The following is an 18103-nucleotide window of genomic DNA, read 5'->3' as shown; positions in this document are numbered from 1 at the left end:
ATAATGAATTATGATAATCAAGGTATTACTTCTCCTAGTAATCTCCTTCCGATTATCTGCTCAACAATTTTCTCCAGCACCTTTTTTAGGTGCCGGCGGTGCTGGTATAGCGCGGGAGGGAGTGTTTGCGCTGCATGATAATCCGGCAGGAATTACATCGCTAAAGCGACTGGCTGTGGGCAGCGCTTATCAGCAACATTTTGTGGGAACGGGCGTCGCTTCACAAGCGTTTTATTTGGCCGTTCCGTTTGCTTCTTCCCATGTTATAGGTATCAGCGCTGTAAACTATGGTATATTTGATGTGATTAGCCTCCTGAAAGCCGGCATTTCCTTTGCGCGTGCCTTTGGCCATCGATTTTCTTCTTCCGTAAGCGTGAATTACCATCAATTTGGCGTGCAGTTTTATGAGAGTGAACGGCAATTTAGTGCCGATTTAGGCTTTCAGTACCAAATGCTTAGCAGATGGAAGATCGGTGTATTTTGGCGGAATATCTCTAGCGCATCTTTTATGCCCTGGGTGGATCAACGGATTCCGCGACAGGTTGGTTTAGGTACATTGTTTCAATTGACGGAAGAGGTGCAGGCAGCCGCTGATATTTGGCGTGAAAATGCGTTAGATTGGGAGTATCGCACGGGCATCACCTACCGTTTTGTCCAACCGCTCTGCATTCGAGGCGGCTGGGCTTCCAACCCGTTTCGTTACACGGCTGGCATTGGTATCGTTAAAAGATGTTGGCAAATTGATCTAGCATCTACTTTTCATCCTACGTTGGGAACATCTCCACAAATCGCGATGTCTTATGTGTTTTAATGTAGCTGGCATTGCATTATGTGTTTTTGTGCTATACCAAGGGTTGGCACATGCACAGACTACACTTTCGGAAGAGACAGAAGAAGCCATCATAGAACAGCTTTTAGAGGGATTGGATGAAGCGGTGGATATGAGTGAATTTACAGAAGTATTACGCCACTACCAGCGCTTTCCAATAGATCTAAATCGGACAGATGGAAAAGATTTAGCAGACCTGTTGTTTATCACACCGCTTCAAATAGCGGGTATGCTGCAGCATCGGGAGCTGTCCGGCCATTTTCTTTCTGTGTTAGAGCTGCAGGCTGTGGAGGGCTTCGATTTGCCAATGATCGAGAAGTTGTTGCCGTTTGTCACCGTGCGGCCAATAGGCTCGCTGCACCAAACGGGTAAGGTAAATCAGCAACTGATCGTGCGCTATGCGCGTGTCTTGGAGCGGCAAATAGGATATGCGATGAGGGATTCTTCGCGATCACGATACTTGGGCGATGCCAATCGTTACGCTGTGCGATATAGGTTACGTTTGGGCGAGAATATCCGGTTGGCTATCAATATGAAAAAGGATGCCGGAGAACCTTTTTTTCGCCAGCAGCAGCGTTGGGGTTTTGACCATTATGGTGTCAGCTTGCACGTTAAAGGAAGTGGGTTTTTAAAGGAGTTGCTGTTGGGCGATTATGCGTTGCAGGTGGGTCAAGGTCTTGTAATTTGGAATGGACTGAGCTTTGGCAAAGGACCTATGATCACCACGACAGCACGCAGTGGTGCCGATATGCGGAGCTACACTTCGATGAATGAATATAATTTCCTGCGAGGCTTCGCGGGTAAGCTACAATGGAAAGCGCTATCAATGACGCCGTTTGTGTCCTTGCGTAAGCTCTCCGGAAATCGTGTAGAAACGGAGGAAGGCGTGGAAATTCGTTCACTTTCCACATCCGGATTACATCGGACACCCAACGAACTAAAGAACCGGCAACAAATCAACCACCTGACAACAGGATTAAATGTATCTTACGAACGCGCGCGATTACGTGTAGGGGCTTTGGGGGTTTATAGTTTGTATAATGGAACCATTACTCCTTTGCCAGCCTTGCGCAATATCCATCGATTTTCTGCGCAGTCAAGTTTGCATACCTCGACAAACTACCAATTTACCATTCGTAATATCTATCTCTATGGAGAATTTGCCTACCATATTAATGGCACTTGGGCCATGTTAAATGGCTTGCTTGCCAGTCTATCACCGCAGGTTTCGATGTTCTTGACCTACCGCAATTATCAGCCCGCCTACTATGCACCTTTTAGCCAAGCATTGGGGGAAGGTTCTCTCGTGGCAAACGAGCGGGGTGTATACGGAGGGATATCATACCAGCTGGCTAGGAAATTTGTCTGTATTGCCTATGCTGACGCGGTCCGCTTTCCGTGGATCAGGTTTCGTGCCGATGCTCCTAGTCGCGCTGTAGACCTTTTCCTGCAAGGTACCTACCAATGGTATAAAAAGGGGCACGTCGGCTTACGGTATCGTTATCGGATACGGCAGGAGAATACAAGATTGGATGTCGCAGAGCGTTATTTGGTGGACATAGAGCGTCGACAGGTCCGGTTGAACTTTCAATACAAGCTATCGAACACTTGGGAAATCCGCTCTCGTTTTGAGCGCATAGCCGTTCAGAAGGAACAGCAGATCGACAAAGGCATCCTTTTGTTTCAAGACCTTTTTTTGAACGTACGAGGGGGGCGATTGCATGCGAACGCCCGAGTAGCTTACTTCACGACTGATTCCTATGACGCAAGGCTGTATGCTTTCGAAAATGATGTACTCTATGCAAATGCCTTTCCCTTGTACAGCGGCAAAGGATGGCGTTCCTACGCGAACATCCGGTATAAGATAAACAAACAGATTGATCTATGGGCTCGCTATAGTTTTACACGTTACCGAGATGCGGAAAAGGTAGGCACGGGTCTTGACCAAAGTGACGGCCCATATCGTTCTGAAGTGAAAATTCAAATGCGATGTCAATGGTAGCAATTAGCATCGCCGAAGCACTCCGTAGAACACCCTTTGCAAAATTATTTTCAGTCCTTTCGCTTGGTATTGTAGCCGGTCGGTATATCGAGGTTTCTACTACGTTACTCCATCTATCAAGCATTATTTTCCTGATCATTGTCTCCTTATTGTTTCTTTGCGCCGCCTTTTCAAAAACTCTTCCGCGCGCTGTATTTCCTGTGCTTCTTTATTTCTGTTTTGTATGGGTCGGTTTTCAGTCCATCGCCTATCGACTACCAATCCATCAGAAGTTAGCGATAGACGGCTATGAAGCAGATGCAGTCATTGGCATCGTTAGCAATGAACCGACGGTTCGCGAAAAAATCATTAGATTTCCGATAAGCATCACCCAAGGACAGTTAGGTAAAGATCGCTTTCCTGCTTCTGGGTCCATCATCGTGAGTGTTGTTCGTACGGCAAACATGCCGTTGAATTATGGAGATAAGATTGCAATTGTCAACAAGCTTCAGAAGATACCGCCAGCTTATAATCCGCATCAGTTTGATTATCAGCAATATTTAGCTAATAAGAACGTGTACCATCAAGCTTTCTTACAAGAAGGGGAGTGGCATGTCTTAGAAAAGGGAAGTGGAAACTGGCTAGTCAGTATGGCGCTGCACTTACGCCATAGGTTGAGAGATAAGTTTGGAGAGGTAATATCAGATCCCGCGTCTCTAAATGTTTGTGCAGCACTTGTTTTCGGATATCGTAATGACTTTAATGACGAAATTTTACAGAAGTTTTCTGTAACAGGAACCGTCCATGTATTGAGCGTTTCGGGCATGCATGTTGGCCTCGTATTCTATTTGCTTAACCTGCTTTTTTCCCGCCTTAAATTTTATAAATATGGACGTTTTGTGCGGAATACTTGTATGTTGATCGCGATATGGAGTTACGTCATCCTGACCGGAATGGCTCCGTCTATTTTAAGGGCAGGTCTTATGATCTCTTTTCTACTGCTGGCCGATTTAGGAAAGAAGCGATATGGCGGTATCAATTCGCTTTTCGTTTCAGCCTTTGTATTGGTCGCCTTCGATCCGTTTTTGCTTTTCGATGTGGGATTCCAATTGTCATACGCTGCGGCATTCGGTCTGTTTACAGCATATCCTCTCCTGCGATCGTTATTCCGGCCTAAATTCTTCCTTGCTAGATATTTGATGGAACTTGTTTGGGTATCGATTGCGGCGCAATTGTTTACCAGTCCATTAGCGCTTTATTATTTCCACCAATTCCCAAACTACTTCCTTTTGGGTAATTTATTGGTTGCAATTCCGTCAACTTTGTTGATGTATATCGGAATTTTATTGGCAGTTTCACCCTTAACCTGGCTTAATATCATACTGGGAAAATGTTTGGACGGTCTCTGTACATTCATGTTAATGGGACTAGATATCATTCAATCTTTACCATTTGCTTTAGTGAGCGATATTTATTTGGAAAAAATTGATTTATTTTTTTTTATTGGTATACTGCTGACGATGGTGTGGTCTTGGTATAGCCGCAGAAAGTCCATACTGGCTATGGTTCTTTTGTTCACGGCGATGCTTAGTTTCCGTATGGGCGTGCAACGGTTGCGACGGCAGATGTTCCAAGGTTTAAAGATTTACAACGTGCAACACGATTTGGCTGTTGCAATTATCCATACGGGAAGAGCGGCCTTGGTTACTACGTTAGATAGCATGGATCATCCCAAACTTAAGCGACTAGTTATGGGAGATTTGTCACGATACGCAGATCCGTCGCAGATAGCGTTTTACAAAGCGGATGTGCCGGTAAAGGGTATACGCCTGATCGAAACGCCGTTTGGGCGCATCGCTCTAACCAATCGATTGGACGACACCGCAGCATTGCAATCAGCTTCTTGGATTATAGCAAGGCAGCTAAGAAATCAAAATGCCATAACCACATGTACGATTAATCCCAAAAGAGCTATTATCTTTGATGGATCAAACGAAGCCGGAACAATAGCGTTTATGGTACAAGGAGCTTCGTCCGGGCATGCGCACTATTATATCTTGAAGAATAATTATGCTTATGTTTGGGAGAAGTCGGATTAAAAAAATGGAAAGCAAAAGTTTAGCCATATTAAAGCAATACTGGGGATTTCAAACATTCCGACCCTTGCAAAGCGAGATCATAGCGTCTGTGCTGCAAGGGCGGGACACCTTGGCGCTGTTGCCTACTGGCGGAGGCAAATCGGTGTGTTTCCAAGTGCCAGCACTTCAGCTGCCAGGAATATGTATTGTGATCAGCCCACTTATTGCCTTGATGAAAGACCAGGTGCAAAATTTGCGAAAAAAAGGAATAGATGCCGTTGCTATTTTTTCAGGCATGTCTCACCGAGAAGTGGATATTGCACTTGATAACTGTATTTATGGACGTATTAAGTTTTTGTACCTATCTCCGGAACGACTTTACAGCGATTTGGTAAAAGAGCGAATCCGTTATATGAAGGTCAGTTTATTCGCTATCGATGAGGCACATTGCATATCGCAATGGGGCTATGACTTTCGACCACCCTATCTGCAGCTTGCCCTGTTAAGGCAGCTTCATCCGAATACTCCGTTTTTGGCGCTTACTGCTACAGCTACACCAGCCGTGGTTAAGGACATCCAGGATAAATTAGCTTTTGTCGGGGGCGCTGTATTTCAGCAGAGCTTTCGACGAGGAAATCTGGGGTATATGGCTTTAGCGGAGGACGACAAAATGGGACGAATGTTGCGCATGATTCAAAAATTGGGCGGTTCAGGGGTCATCTACGTCCGCAATAGGCGGGAAACACAGGAGGTTGCTCAATATTTGGTCAACCATGGCATCTCGGCCGATTTCTACCATGCTGGCCTAGATGCACAAACCCGTTCCCTTAAGCAGGATAGTTGGATGGATAATAAAGTAAGCGTGATCGTGGCGACAAATGCGTTTGGCATGGGAATCGATAAGCCAGACGTTCGCTTTGTGCTGCATATCGATATTCCCGATTCGCTGGAAGCTTATTATCAAGAGGCTGGGCGGGCAGGAAGGGACGGGAAAAAAGCGTTTCCCGTTTTGATGTACCAGCAAGCCGACAGAGATAGGCTTTGGGAGAACTTTGAAGCGAGTTATCCCCCCATTACCTTTATCCAACAGGTCTACCATCAATTGGCTAACTATTTTCAAATAGCTTATGGAGCTGGAAAAGGAGCTTTTTTTGATTTTGATATCGTCGATTTTTGCAAACGCTACCTTATTGATATCTTACCGACCATGAGTGCGCTTAAATTTCTAGAGCGTGATGGGTGGATCAGCGTATCAGAAGCGGTATTCATCCCTTCGCGTTTTAAGTTTGAAATCGACTACCAAGAATTGTATAAATTTCAGGTACAATCCGCTAAATACGATCCGTTGATTAAGCTTATTTTGCGGACATATGGAGGCGTGTTCGAATATTATGTGCCGATTAATGAATATGAGTTTGCTAAAAAGCTGAAAATGTCCTATAGCGATGTGGTCGATATGTTCGGAGGTCTGCAAAAATTGCAATTGGCAAGTTATCTTCCAAAAACCGATGCACCCCAACTGGAGTTTTTGCAACCAAGGGTAGATTATAGAAACCTGTTCATTGACGCGACGTTTATCCAAGAACGAAAAGATGTCAAGGAAAAGCAGCTTAAAGCGATTTATGCCTACCTAGACGACACCGAGTGTCGAAGCAAAGCACTCCAACGATACTTCGGTGAAAAAGATGACACCTATTGCGAAGTGTGCGATCTTTGTTTGATGCGGGCACACCGGCAAGATATAGCGAAAAAATTGCGAAAAGAGATCAAGCTGTTGCTGCTGCAAGATCAAAAGACAATTAAGCAATTAGTAGATGAACTGACTATCGGCAATGATGAAGTAAAAGTACGTGTAATCCGTGAATTGTTGGACGAGGGTGCGGTTTTGTTGGCGAACGGTTTTTACAGTTGGAAAACGCCGTTCTAATCTTTGAATCAGCGACAATTTATTCACGATAGATCGTGATTTGACAAAATAATGTTGATGTTCAAAAAGTAAAACTTTGATCCATGTTAAAGTCTTGTTAATTTTGTGTTATCATTAAACCCTTCATGGTATGGCAAAAAAATTATACGTATCAAACTCAACAGAATCTACTCGGATGTTTAAGAACAATTTTCTAGAGTCTTTGACAAAAATCCACTTTAGCGTTCCACTTATTTTTTGGATACCTGTTATTTGCTACCTGATTTACAGAGCGCTTGTTTTTGGGGAAATGGAGGTCGGCGACGTGCTATTCTATTTTTTTGGTGGGCTAGCTTTTTGGACGTTAGCTGAATATGTATTGCACCGTTGGGTATTTCACTATCATCCCACTTCTGCATGGGGGAAGCGTATCCACTTTATCTTTCACGGGGTACATCACGATTATCCTAGAGATCGCTTACGGTTAGTGATGCCGCTCTCGGCGAGTATTCCCCTGGCGACAACGATATACTTTTTATTTAGTTTTTTCTTTGAAGAGTTTACCCTATCTGCCTTTTTCGCCGGATTTTTAATTGGGTATCTCATTTACGATGAATGTCATTATGCCATGCATCACGCCAATTTCAAATCTGGTCTTTTCAAAAAAATAAAAGATCATCACATGCTGCACCATTATGCGGATCCGGAACGCGGTTTTGGTGTAAGTTCTTCGCTTTGGGATGCCATATTCAATTCAGGGTTCGGTAAGAAACACAAAAAGTCGACGTAAAGCCACCGACCTTTTGCGTATGCGGCAAGATTTTCCTTGCCGACTCTTTTTTGACTCACGGCGGCGTGGGTATTTCAAGCGTGCCGTTTACTTTGCTACCAGCGTATCAAGGCAGAACCCCAAGTAAACCCTGCGCCGAAAGCAGCGAGGCAGACTAGGTCTCCATCTTTGATCTTGCCCTGTTCCCAAGCTTCGCATAAGGCTATAGGCACAGAGGCTGCTGTAGTATTTCCATACTTCTGTATGTTGTTGAAAACCTGATCGTCACGTAGGCCTAATGTTTTTTGCACAAATTGAGAGATACGTAGGTTGGCTTGGTGAGGCACCAACATGTCGATGTCGCTGGCTTTAAGATTATTTTTAGCAAGTGCTTCGTGAATTACCTCGGGGAACTTGACGACAGCTTTTTTGAAGACCGCTTGTCCATCCATGTAGGGGAAAGCGGTTCCATCCGCCAACATATCACTTGTCATCAGCATTCCACCCAGTTCCTGATCGGGCCAAGTTGGTTTTTGGTCGAGCCATTTTCCACCTGAAGCGCCTGGATAGTACATCGCCAATTTTTCCGCTTCCCCTCCATCGGCATGGAGGTGGGTACTTAATATGCCTTTTCCTGCTTCGCTGCTGGGTTGCAGTACCACGGCTCCCGCGCCGTCACCGAAGATAACGGAAACGCTACGTCCGCGGGTCGAGTAGTCGAGCGCAAAAGAATGCTTTTCCGAACCGACCACCAATATATTTCTGTACATGCCGGTCTTTATAAATTGATCAGCGACAGATAGCGCGTACACAAATCCCGAGCACTGGTTACGGATATCCAGGGCACCGATTTCCTTCATTCCCATTTCCCGCTGTAGCAATACCCCGCAACCAGGAAAGTAGTAATCGGGAGATAGCGTGGCGAATATGATGAAATCGATCGCTTCCGTAGATGTCCCAGCCCGCTCGATCGCTATTTTTGCCGCTTCAACAGCCATGGTGGTCGTCGTTTCTTCCAATCTGTCTGCGTAGCGACGCTCTTTTATTCCTGTGCGTTCCTGTATCCATTCATCGCTTGTTTCCATAAAACGGGTGAGATCGTTATTCGTGTACACGTTTTTGGGCACATAATAACCGATGCCTGCTATCTTCGACTGAAACATAGTTTATATATTTTTGATTAATTGGTAAAAGTACGGCATTTTTTAAAAAATAACTACTTTTGTACCATGAGTGTACAAACCGAACAAGAGACCTTTACGCTTGACGAAATCTTGGCGTCTGTTAAGACCTCCAACCGTCTAATCCTCTGGAACGATGAGATTAACACCTTTGACCACGTGATCGCCTGTTTAATGAAACATCTACAGTACACAGAGCTGCAGGCAGAACAGATTGCGTGGAGGGTACACCATGACGGTAAATGTGCAGTTTTGGAGGGATCATTTACCGAGATGGAGGTTTATCGTAAAATTTTGAAGTCGGAAGGGCTCACCGTATCCGTAGAGTAAAACCTTGCGCGTAATAATACAGTTACGATAGAACGATAGCAGCTTTTATTTTGTTGTTTTGTGAACATGTATGTTCTTAAAATGATATCAACTAAAAACGTTAAACTTCTTTTACTTTTTATTTTCTTCCCATTTATTCTTGTCGCCCAAAAGGGGAAAATCGAAGCTCTTGTCATGGATGCGGAAACCAATGAGCCTATCATTGGCGCTAGCGCGTCCTTATTGCGTCAATCCGACAAACAATATGTTTCTGGCGCGCAAAGCGATGTACAAGGAAATCTTCGGTTTGGCGAAATCAATTTCGGAACCTACGCCTTACGTATAACTTATGTGGGTAAACAAGATATCATCCGGGACAATATCCAAGTGAATAGTGTCGATCCATTGAATCTAGGTAAGATCATGCTTACGGGCGATGGTAAGGTCATTCAAGAAGTGGTTGTGGAGGGACGCGCGCCCGAAATGCGATTGGGTATTGATCGGAAGATTTTCGACGTTTCGCAAAGCCTCGTGAGTGTCGGTGGCTCGGCAACAGACCTTTTGCAAAATGTACCTACCTTACAGGTGGATATGGACGGCTCGGTGTCCCTGCGTGGCTCGAGCAGTGTCAAGATTCTGATTGATGGGCGCGAGTCGGCTCTTGCGGGGAGCGACGTAAATGCCTTGTTGCAATCTCTGCCGGCCAATGCAATTGATAAGGTCGAGATTATCACCAACCCTTCCTCAAAATATGATGCCGAGGGCCAATCGGGGATCATAAATATCGTGATGAAAAAGAATGTGCGTACGGGGCTGAACGGAACTGCAACGGCGTCTGCCGGATCGTACAATAACTACATGGCTGGTGTTACGCTAAATTTCAGGGATAAGAAATTCAACTATTACGGGAATTATAATTTTAATAGAAGGAATATGTTGGGGTCTGGTGCCAGAGATAATCTGTACTTGAATAACAATAGCCGTATCGATAATTCCGAAGAGACGTCCCGACGAGGGGTTAATAATACTGTGAAATTGGGAGCAGATTACTTCCTGAATGACAAAACTACAATTGGATTATCGACAAATTTAAGTGTCCGCGACAATAATCGCGACGCAGACCTTATTTACCGCTATGTGAATCATCCCTCACTTACAGGTACCAGTACACGCCTTTCTCGACAGAAAGAAAGCGATCTCGGTTATGAATTTAATGTTGATGTCATTCGTAAATTTGAGCGTGAAGGTGCAGAGCTGGTAGCAAATTTCAATTACGGTAGGGATACGGAAGATGGAACGAATAGCTTTACGCAAACCTATAGCTCGGGCTCACCAACAGATGGAAGGATAAACGAGACCAGCGAAGACGGTAAGATGATGAACATCCAGCTAGACTATGTGCTCCCATTCAATGAGGATAGTAAATTCGAAGCAGGATACCGAAGCTTGATTCGCAAGTCTTTCGATACTCAATTTTCAGACACGCTCAACACAGTCACTAATCAGTATTTTCCAGACTTCTCCATCAGTAATGATTTCGATATGACCAATGCGGTACATGCGCTTTATGTCAATTATCAAAATAAACTATCGGGGAGGATTGGTTATCAAGTGGGGCTCCGTGCCGAGCAGGTCGATCTTACCACCAAGTATTTTGGAAAAGATCCTAATCTGTCTGATGCAGAGCAGGTCGTAGATGGCGGACAGAACTATTTTCGATTGTATCCAACCGTTTTTCTGACCTATGACGTGAACGAAGGTGGAGATAAGGTGCAGTTGAGTTATTCGCGTCGGGTACAGCGTCCGCGCGGATGGCAGGTTAACCCGTTTCCCGATGTATCGGACGAAATGAACAGACGTCAAGGTAATCCAAATCTATTACCTGAGGACATCCATTCGTTTGAAGCCAGCTTTGCCAAAACCTATAGTAAATGGAATTTTATTTCTACGGCCTATTATCGCCGAATGAACGATGTGATGCAGCCTTATATTTATTTGGTCGATGAAAATAGTGTCACATTCAGCCGCTGGGAAAATTTGACCAGTTCTAACGTGGCTGGTCTTGAGTTGATCTCGAAGGTCAATATCACAAACTGGTGGGACGCGACTTGGAACGGAAATTTGTTTTACAATAAATTTGAAGGCAATGCGGCTTTTGCTATTCAGGAACAAGAAGGAATAAACTGGAATACAAACCTAAATTCCAATGTGAAACTGCCTAAAAATTGGGCATTTCAGCTTCGTGGAGATTACTTTGCGCCACGTGTGATGGCACAAGGCAAATCAAAGTACATGACGGGGGTAGATGTTGCGGTGAAAAAAGAGTTTATGAACAAGCGGGCGAATCTCTCGCTGAATGTGCGGGACTTATTCAACACGCGACGGTTTGGCGCTCGGACAACTACACCGCAGGTCGTGACAGACTTTGAGCATCGTTGGATGAAACGAATGGTAACCTTATCGTTCTCCTACCGTTTTGGGCTCCAAGATCTGACGAAAAAACGTGAACAAAAAGATAGTGGGGATATGGGCGACGAGATGGGAGGCGGCTTTTAATGAGATTTTTACTATCTTTATTCAGCAACTAAACTTATGCATGTTAATATGAAGAGAAATTTTATGTATGTAATAGGCGCAGCTATGCTCGTATCTAGTGTGGCTTGTAGTGCGCAACAGTCGAAAAAGGCGTCATCAACCGTTCCGCAATATGAGGTGCTGAACCTTCCCAAGGTCGATCTTAAGAACTTTAAAAAAGATGCAAATGGTGCCTACGTTATTTTTGATGGCACTTCGCTGAATGGTTGGCGAGGCTACAACAAAGAAAAGGTTCCGGCGAAATGGTCGATTGAAGACGGGATGTTGAAATTCTCCAAGAATCCGGTTGGTGTAACGAATCCGGATGGAGGTGACTTGATCTTCGCACACGACTTTAAAAACTTCGAATTGGAATTCGAGTGGAAAATTTCTCAATCGGGAAACTCCGGCGTTTTCTTTTTAGCAAAAGAGGTTAAAGACCAACCGATCTACATATCCAGTCCGGAATACCAGCTGTTGGATAACGATAACCATCCTGATGCCAAGATGGGAGTGGACGGCAACAGGAAATCTGGTTCGTTGTATGATATGATTCCGGCAAAGCCTCAAAATGGAAATCCTGCTGGACAGTGGAACAAAGCGAAGATTGTCGTGAACAAAGGAAAAGTCACTCACTACCAAAATGATGCAAAGGTCGTAGAGTATACGTTATGGACGAATGACTGGACGAAATTATTGCAAGCAAGCAAGTTTAGCGAATCCAAGTGGCCATTGGCATTTGAGCTGTTAAACAATGTGGGAGGTAAAACCAAATCTGGTGTCATAGGATTTCAGGATCATGGCGATGATGTTTGGTTAAAAAATATAAAGGTGAAGGTTCTTTAGAAAATAGTTAGAAGGAGGACGTTGATCCTCCTTCTCTGTTAAAAGTAAGATTGCAGTTCCCGCAAGTCTGCGATCATGTATTTCACGTCAGCAGGCCTTCTTGCGCCCACCGCATTAAAGAATATGGCATCCATGCCAACCGCTTGAGCGCCTCTTACGTCAGCATCTAGATTGTCGCCAATCATAACCGATTTTCCTACAGCAGCTTCCCCGTTTTTTAATGCGTAATGAAAAATAGCCGGATTGGGTTTGTTAACGCCTACATTTTCGGATATGACGATTGTTTGAAAATAATTCACCAGTTTGCTGTGTGCCAATTTGGTTTCGCAGGCCTCTTTAAAGCCATTTGAGATTACATGCAGCCGATAATTGTTCGCAAGGTACGCCAACGTTTCATGTGCATGAGGAAAGAGGTTGGTTTTCGTGGGGCAAATGGCTAGATATTCTTCTTCAAAAGCCCAAGGAAATAATGAAGGAGAGATGCCGAGCTGTGAAAAAGTATCTTCAAATCGTGCTTTTCTGAGCATTGCTTTATCTATTAGGCCATGATGATAAAGCCCCCATAGGCGGTGGTTGTTGGCTGTGTACGCATCTATGAAAGCATCTGGGCTGCTTTCACCGGTTAGCGCATCGAATTTATAGGTATGGTAGAGCTCTTGCAGCGTCTCACGTGCGTTTTTATCAAAATCCCAAATGGTGTGATCCAAGTCAAAAAAGATATCTTTTTTATCAAAAAACATGTGCAAATATAGGAAAGGATTTTTCTTATTAGTGTCAAAAAAAGTTTACTATTTCCGTAGCCTGACGCAAATAGTTACTTTTGTGCATATAGGTCATAGGTATATGAAAAGAGCCCTCGTTTTGTTTTATTTTTTGGTGTTCTACGCAGTCATGCAGCTAGGTTGGTGGGGTTATCTGTTAGTTAGTTACGAACCGGAGCGCAGAGGCATGATTATCGGCGAGGGGATTTTCTTTCTGCTGATTTTTATTTGGGGAGCCATGCGATTGAAGAAATTGTTCAGCCGCGAACATAAACAGCAGCAACAGCAGCAGAATTTTCTGTTATCCGTAACACATGAATTGAAGTCACCCCTAGCGTCCGTGAAATTGTATATTCAAACGATTCTCAAGCGAGATCTGGATCGCGAGCAGCAAAAAATGTTTTTGACCAATTCTTTGAAAGATATTGAACGTTTAGACGACTTGGTGGAAAACGTTTTGCTAACGACTAAGCTGGAAAGTCGTAGCTTTAATCTACCAAAAGAAGATTTTAATTTTACGGAAGTAGTAAATTCCGTGGTGGACAGGTTGCAGAAGAACGCATGCAGTTCACAAGTAATCAAACCAGAGCTAGAGGAGAATGTGGTGATCCATGCAGATAAATTTGCTATTACTAATGTCGTCAATAACTTGGTCGAGAACGCCATCAAATATTCTCCGCCATGCGCGAGTGTTTTGGTGCAATTGCGGAAGAATGATTTTGGGAAGTTACAGTTTTCGGTGGCGGATCATGGGCAAGGTATACCGGATGAAGAAAAAAAGAATATATTTAACAAATTTTACCGCGTGGGAAACGAATCCACCCGTAAAACTAAAGGCACAGGCTTAGGGTTATATATTGTGAAAACCGTGTTGCAAAAACACAATGCCTCCATTAAAGTAAAAGATAACACTCCTTCGGGGAGTATTTTTGAAGTAACATTTGATAACTATGCAAGCTAAACAGCGTATACTTTTGGTAGAAGACGAGGAGCATCTATTGGAAGCAATCAAACTAAATTTGGAATTGGAAGGCTATCGGGTCACTACAGCGACAGATGGTAAAAAAGCGTTGAAAATATTTAAAGAAGAACGGTTCAACCTAGTGGTGTTGGACGTGATGATTCCGGAAATCGACGGTTTTCAGGTGGCAGAGACGATTCGACTGCAAAACACCGAAGTACCTATTATGTTTTTAACGGCGAAAAACAGTAGTGAAGACCGTATAACGGGATTGAAAAAGGGCGCCGATGATTATTTGGTTAAGCCTTTCAATTTAGAGGAGCTTATATTACGCGTTGGAAACCTGATCCGACGAGGCTTAAAAGCAGATGATCTGAAAGAGTTTAATTCGTATACTATCGGCGAAAAGACCATCTATTTTAACTCTTATGAGCTGCATCACGCCGATGGCAGCATCACTTCGCTGACCAAAAAGGAAACGATGCTGCTCAAGTTGCTTATTGAACGCAAGAATGAGGCGGTTTCGAGGGAGCAAATATTGGAAACGGTTTGGAATTATGACGTTTATCCCTCTACAAGAACGATCGATAACTTCATACTAACCTTCCGTAAATATTTTGAACCCGACCAAAAACATCCGGTGTTCTTTCACTCCATACGTGGAGTAGGCTATAAATTTACGGATACGCCAACCGTTTAACGCTGATGAATACACGATCCAGAATGATTGTCATCGCAATCGCGGCGGCATTTCTTCTTTATGCATTGTACGCGCGCCATTTCAATATAGCGATCTATATTCTAGGTGGTATAGGGTACATCATTTGGAGTCATTTTCGTGAGGGGACGGTGTTTTTGGCTACGCAGGCTTTTCATAAGCAGGATTATGAAAAGACAGAACGTTTGCTGAACGAAATTCAAAACCCGGATCGGTTGCGTAAAGGTAGACGCAACTATTACGAGTTCATGATGGGAAATATCCGCCTTAAGCAAGAACAGATAGAGGAGGCCGAATATCATTTCCAATTGGCCTCTAGGTTGCCTTGGAAGCGAGATACCGAGAAAGGGTTCGTTTTGATCAATTTAGCAAACATTAACCTGCGAAAGAAGAATTACGAACGGGTACCGGTGTATATTGAATTGGCGAAGAAACTTAGATTGACAGAGCGCCAACTAGGAATTGTCCACAAAATTGAAATAGAACTTAATAAACAGAGCTAAGTGAATCAACTTTTACAGAACGACTTATTGATTAAAGCTGCGTTGTCGCAGTCTACGGAGCGTCCACCGGTATGGATGATGCGACAGGCAGGTCGATTTATGCCCCAGTATTGGGAAATAAAAAACAAGTATAACTTCTTGGAGATGTGCAAAACGCCCGAGATTGCGGCCGATGTTACGATGTTGCCGGTAGATCTATTGGATATTGATGCTGCCATTCTGTTTTCTGATATTTTAGTGACAGCGGAAGCTATGGGAGGCGATCTTTCCTTCGAACAGGGGGTAGGGCCACGGTTCAGTAACCCTGTTCGTTCGCAGAGCGATGCGGATAAGCTACAGGTTGACTGCTTAGATAGATTGCAATATGTTGCCGACGCAATTAAAGTGATACAACAGCGTCTGAGTGGCCGCATTCCGCTTATTGGATTTGCTGGCGCGCCCTTCACCATTTTAAGTTATCTTGTCGAGGGAGGGTCATCCAAAGATTTCAAACGTACGAAATTGTTGCTGAACAATGAACCACAACTCGCGCACTATATCTTGCAGAAGATTGCCGATGTGACCATTCAGTACCTGAATATGCAGATCGATGCCGGTGTGAATGCTGTGCAACTTTTTGACAGTTGGGCACTGGCGCTATCGTGGAATGACTATCGTGATTTTTCGCACTATTACAATAAATATATACTGGCCGGTATCAGACGCACTGTCCCGGTTATTTCTTTTTGCAAGGGGTCATCTGTTTTTGCTCCGATGATGGCGGAGGCACATCCTGATGTCATTTCGATCGATTGGAATGCTGATTTGAAAAATATCAAACAAACACTGCCGGAAGGTATTGCAGTACAGGGAAATCTCGATCCATTTGTGTTATACGCAAACAAACCGGTTATTAAGGAGAAAATCCTTCAATTATTTGAACGAATGCGCGGCGAAAGTGGTTTTATATTTAACCTTGGTCATGGTATTATGCCGGATATACCATTCGACAATGTTAAATACGCTATTGATGTCGTAAAGGAATTTAGATATTAAGAAGAGCAGGGGCGAATAAGCCCCTTCTTTATATTGCTGACTATGTTGTACTTATATGCAAAATCGATACATATCATCTTTATGGTATGTTGGATGGCAGGCCTATTTTATATGCCGCGCCTTTTTATCTACCATACAGAAGCTCGGCAAAAGTCTCCGGAGGTCTATAAAGTCCTGCATGCACAATTTGTATTGATGGAACGTCGGCTTTGGTGGGTGATCACCACGCCTTCCATGTATTTGATGATCGCGTCCGCTGTCACTATGCTATACCTGTCTCCTGGACTTTTGACCCAAGGTTGGATGCACGTAAAACTAGCGTTTGTTGGCTTATTGGTATTTTATCACTTCAAGTCACAGCATATCATGAAGCAGCTGGCGGCGGAACGTTGCTCCTGGAAGTCTTCCCAACTCAGACTTTGGAACGAGTTGGCGACCGTCGTGCTGTTTGCCATCGTTTTCTTGGTGATCTTTCGCTCTGCGGTAGATTGGCTATACGGTGTATTTGGTCTCGTGGGTTTGGCCGTATTATTGATGGTTTTGATTAAGTTGTACAAGAAATATAGAAAATCAAAGGGTGAAAAAATAGATTAAAACAATTGAATTATGAAAACAATCCGCTTACTTTTTATCGCAGTCTTGACCATATCGTCTTTGCTTACCAAAGCACAGGACCACACTTGGGCTTTTGGATTTTATGGTGATGTCCAGCTAAAGGCACCCGCCTACAACGGTGCATTCGGTATTCAAGGCAAGTACGATTTTGGAACCTACTCTGCAGTGCAGGCACAGATTTACGGGCGCAATGGATTTGTAGCTGCCGGAGCCGATTACCTTTTCTCATTTCTTGACAAGGAAAAAAGCAATTTTAACGTGTTTCTGGGAGCGGGTCTGAGCCAAGATTTCTATCGTTTCAACGAAATCGATGGGGAAATAGTTACCCCAGAAGCGAGGCGAAATTTCACAGTTTCCAATGCACAGTTAGGGCTGAGCTACTATTTTCCGGACGCGAATATATCCGTGTACGGGGGCTACAAAGTGAAATATCATTTTGACTGGGAAGAGTTTGAACCCAATTTTGTGATGTTTGGACTACGTTACCATCTTTGGTAGTAGTTTAGGGCTATGCTAGGGACGAGTGCTACAGCATAGCTACATTTTTCGACTTATTGCCGGGCATGCCTTGTCATTTTTAGGAAAGAATAGCCACTTAAAAGTCAATCGACCAACATCCCTAGTATTTTGATGCGAGGCACAAGGGTTTGTTATAGCTCGGGGCATGCTCGTATCTCGCCACAACATTTAGGGATGTTATGGCCATACCTCCTTACCAACGAAAAAGCCTTTAGAATGTTGATTCTAAAGGCTTGTTTTCCAATGTAGCGGGGAGCAGGATCGAACTGCCGACCTCAGGGTTATGAATCCTGCGCTCTAACCATCTGAGCTACCCCGCCGTTTTCGTGTTGCAAATATAGTAAATACAGACTATATGCAAAGAAAAAAAAGTAATTCAGCACCCTTTTATAGTGTTAGTCTGCACAATGTGCTCATTTTTAAATGGATAATTTGTCCGTGTTTGTTGCCATAAAATTAATTGGACATTCTATTTTGATTACCAAAATAAAATTGTATAATTACAACCATCAACAATG

At 43.8% G+C, this 18103-nt stretch carries 16 protein-coding genes and 1 tRNA gene; 14 read left to right on the top strand and 3 right to left on the bottom strand.

Going from position 1 to position 18103, the window contains the following annotated elements; translation table 11 throughout:
• The first annotated feature begins 10 nt into the window (after positions 1-10).
• The 5 genes from IE165_RS02720 (at position 11) to IE165_RS02700 (ending at position 7584) form a co-directional block, all read left to right on the top strand.
• On the top strand, positions 11-811 hold the full coding sequence (locus IE165_RS02720) for a hypothetical protein (RefSeq protein WP_189625074.1): 801 nt from the start codon (positions 11-13) through the stop codon (positions 809-811).
• Entirely contained in the window at positions 801-2831 is a 2031-nt protein-coding gene (locus IE165_RS02715; protein WP_189625073.1) for a ComEA family DNA-binding protein, read from the top strand. Before IE165_RS02720 ends, IE165_RS02715 begins: the two co-directional genes overlap by 11 nt.
• A complete protein-coding gene (locus tag IE165_RS02710; protein ID WP_189625072.1) occupies positions 2825-4909 on the top strand; it encodes a ComEC/Rec2 family competence protein in 2085 nt (694 codons plus the stop codon). Before IE165_RS02715 ends, IE165_RS02710 begins: the two co-directional genes overlap by 7 nt.
• 4 nt (positions 4910-4913) lie before the next feature.
• Positions 4914-6815, top strand: coding sequence for a RecQ family ATP-dependent DNA helicase (locus IE165_RS02705; protein WP_189625071.1), 1902 nt, complete (start codon positions 4914-4916; stop codon positions 6813-6815).
• Positions 6816-6945: 130 nt separating this feature from the next.
• Positions 6946-7584: a sterol desaturase family protein gene (locus tag IE165_RS02700; RefSeq protein WP_229826304.1), complete on the top strand. Its 639-nt coding sequence runs from the start codon at positions 6946-6948 to the stop codon at positions 7582-7584.
• A gap of 95 nt (positions 7585-7679) precedes the next feature.
• Here IE165_RS02700 and IE165_RS02695 read toward each other — a convergent pair whose 3' ends face one another.
• Positions 7680-8726 carry a 3-oxoacyl-ACP synthase III family protein gene (locus tag IE165_RS02695; RefSeq protein WP_189625070.1) on the bottom strand — a complete coding sequence of 349 codons (1047 nt, stop codon included), beginning with the start codon at positions 8724-8726 and terminating at the stop codon, positions 7680-7682.
• 66 nt (positions 8727-8792) lie between these two features.
• On the opposite strand from IE165_RS02695, the gene IE165_RS02690 reads away from it, so the two are divergent.
• From IE165_RS02690 to IE165_RS02680, 3 genes are all read left to right on the top strand, one after another.
• Complete coding sequence (locus tag IE165_RS02690) at positions 8793-9074, top strand: ATP-dependent Clp protease adaptor ClpS (RefSeq protein WP_189625069.1); 282 nt, start codon at positions 8793-8795, stop codon at positions 9072-9074.
• 81 nt (positions 9075-9155) lie between these two features.
• On the top strand, positions 9156-11609 hold the full coding sequence (locus IE165_RS02685; protein WP_189625068.1) for a TonB-dependent receptor: 2454 nt from the start codon (positions 9156-9158) through the stop codon (positions 11607-11609).
• A gap of 48 nt (positions 11610-11657) precedes the next feature.
• Entirely contained in the window at positions 11658-12473 is an 816-nt protein-coding gene (locus IE165_RS02680) for a 3-keto-disaccharide hydrolase (RefSeq protein ID WP_189625067.1), read from the top strand.
• A 38-nt stretch (positions 12474-12511) separates the two neighbouring features.
• Here the strand turns inward: IE165_RS02680 and IE165_RS02675 are convergent, their stop codons facing one another.
• Positions 12512-13213 carry a YjjG family noncanonical pyrimidine nucleotidase gene (locus IE165_RS02675; RefSeq protein ID WP_189625066.1) on the bottom strand — a complete coding sequence of 234 codons (702 nt, stop codon included), beginning with the start codon at positions 13211-13213 and terminating at the stop codon, positions 12512-12514.
• 103 nt (positions 13214-13316) lie between these two features.
• Here IE165_RS02675 and IE165_RS02670 point away from each other — a divergent pair, with 103 nt between their 5' ends.
• The 6 genes from IE165_RS02670 to IE165_RS02645 are packed head-to-tail and all read left to right on the top strand — an operon-like array spanning position 13317 to position 17564.
• Positions 13317-14195, top strand: a complete 879-nt coding sequence (locus IE165_RS02670; protein WP_189625065.1) for a sensor histidine kinase — start codon at positions 13317-13319, stop codon at positions 14193-14195.
• Positions 14185-14895: a response regulator transcription factor gene (locus tag IE165_RS02665; RefSeq protein WP_189625064.1), complete on the top strand. Its 711-nt coding sequence runs from the start codon at positions 14185-14187 to the stop codon at positions 14893-14895. The genes IE165_RS02670 and IE165_RS02665 overlap by 11 nt, the downstream gene beginning before the upstream one ends.
• A gap of 23 nt (positions 14896-14918) precedes the next feature.
• Positions 14919-15416 (top strand): hypothetical protein, encoded by a 498-nt coding sequence (locus tag IE165_RS02660; RefSeq protein ID WP_229826298.1) that lies wholly within the window; start codon positions 14919-14921, stop codon positions 15414-15416.
• On the top strand, positions 15417-16451 hold the full coding sequence (hemE, locus tag IE165_RS02655) for a uroporphyrinogen decarboxylase (protein WP_189625062.1): 1035 nt from the start codon (positions 15417-15419) through the stop codon (positions 16449-16451).
• Between the two features lie 42 nt (positions 16452-16493).
• Positions 16494-17045 carry a CopD family protein gene (locus IE165_RS02650; RefSeq protein ID WP_189625061.1) on the top strand — a complete coding sequence of 184 codons (552 nt, stop codon included), beginning with the start codon at positions 16494-16496 and terminating at the stop codon, positions 17043-17045.
• A gap of 12 nt (positions 17046-17057) precedes the next feature.
• Positions 17058-17564, top strand: a complete 507-nt coding sequence (locus tag IE165_RS02645) for a hypothetical protein (RefSeq protein ID WP_189625060.1) — start codon at positions 17058-17060, stop codon at positions 17562-17564.
• Positions 17565-17831: 267 nt separating this feature from the next.
• On the opposite strand, the gene IE165_RS02640 is transcribed toward IE165_RS02645, so the two are convergent.
• A tRNA-Met gene (locus IE165_RS02640) sits at positions 17832-17905 on the bottom strand.
• Positions 17906-18103: the final 198 nt, after the last annotated feature.

The organism is Sphingobacterium griseoflavum (genome assembly GCF_014653155.1).
Lineage (GTDB): Bacteria > Bacteroidota > Bacteroidia > Sphingobacteriales > Sphingobacteriaceae > Sphingobacterium > Sphingobacterium griseoflavum.
Note: the sequence above shows the minus strand (reverse complement) of the source record. Positions and strands in the feature narration are given on the sequence as shown.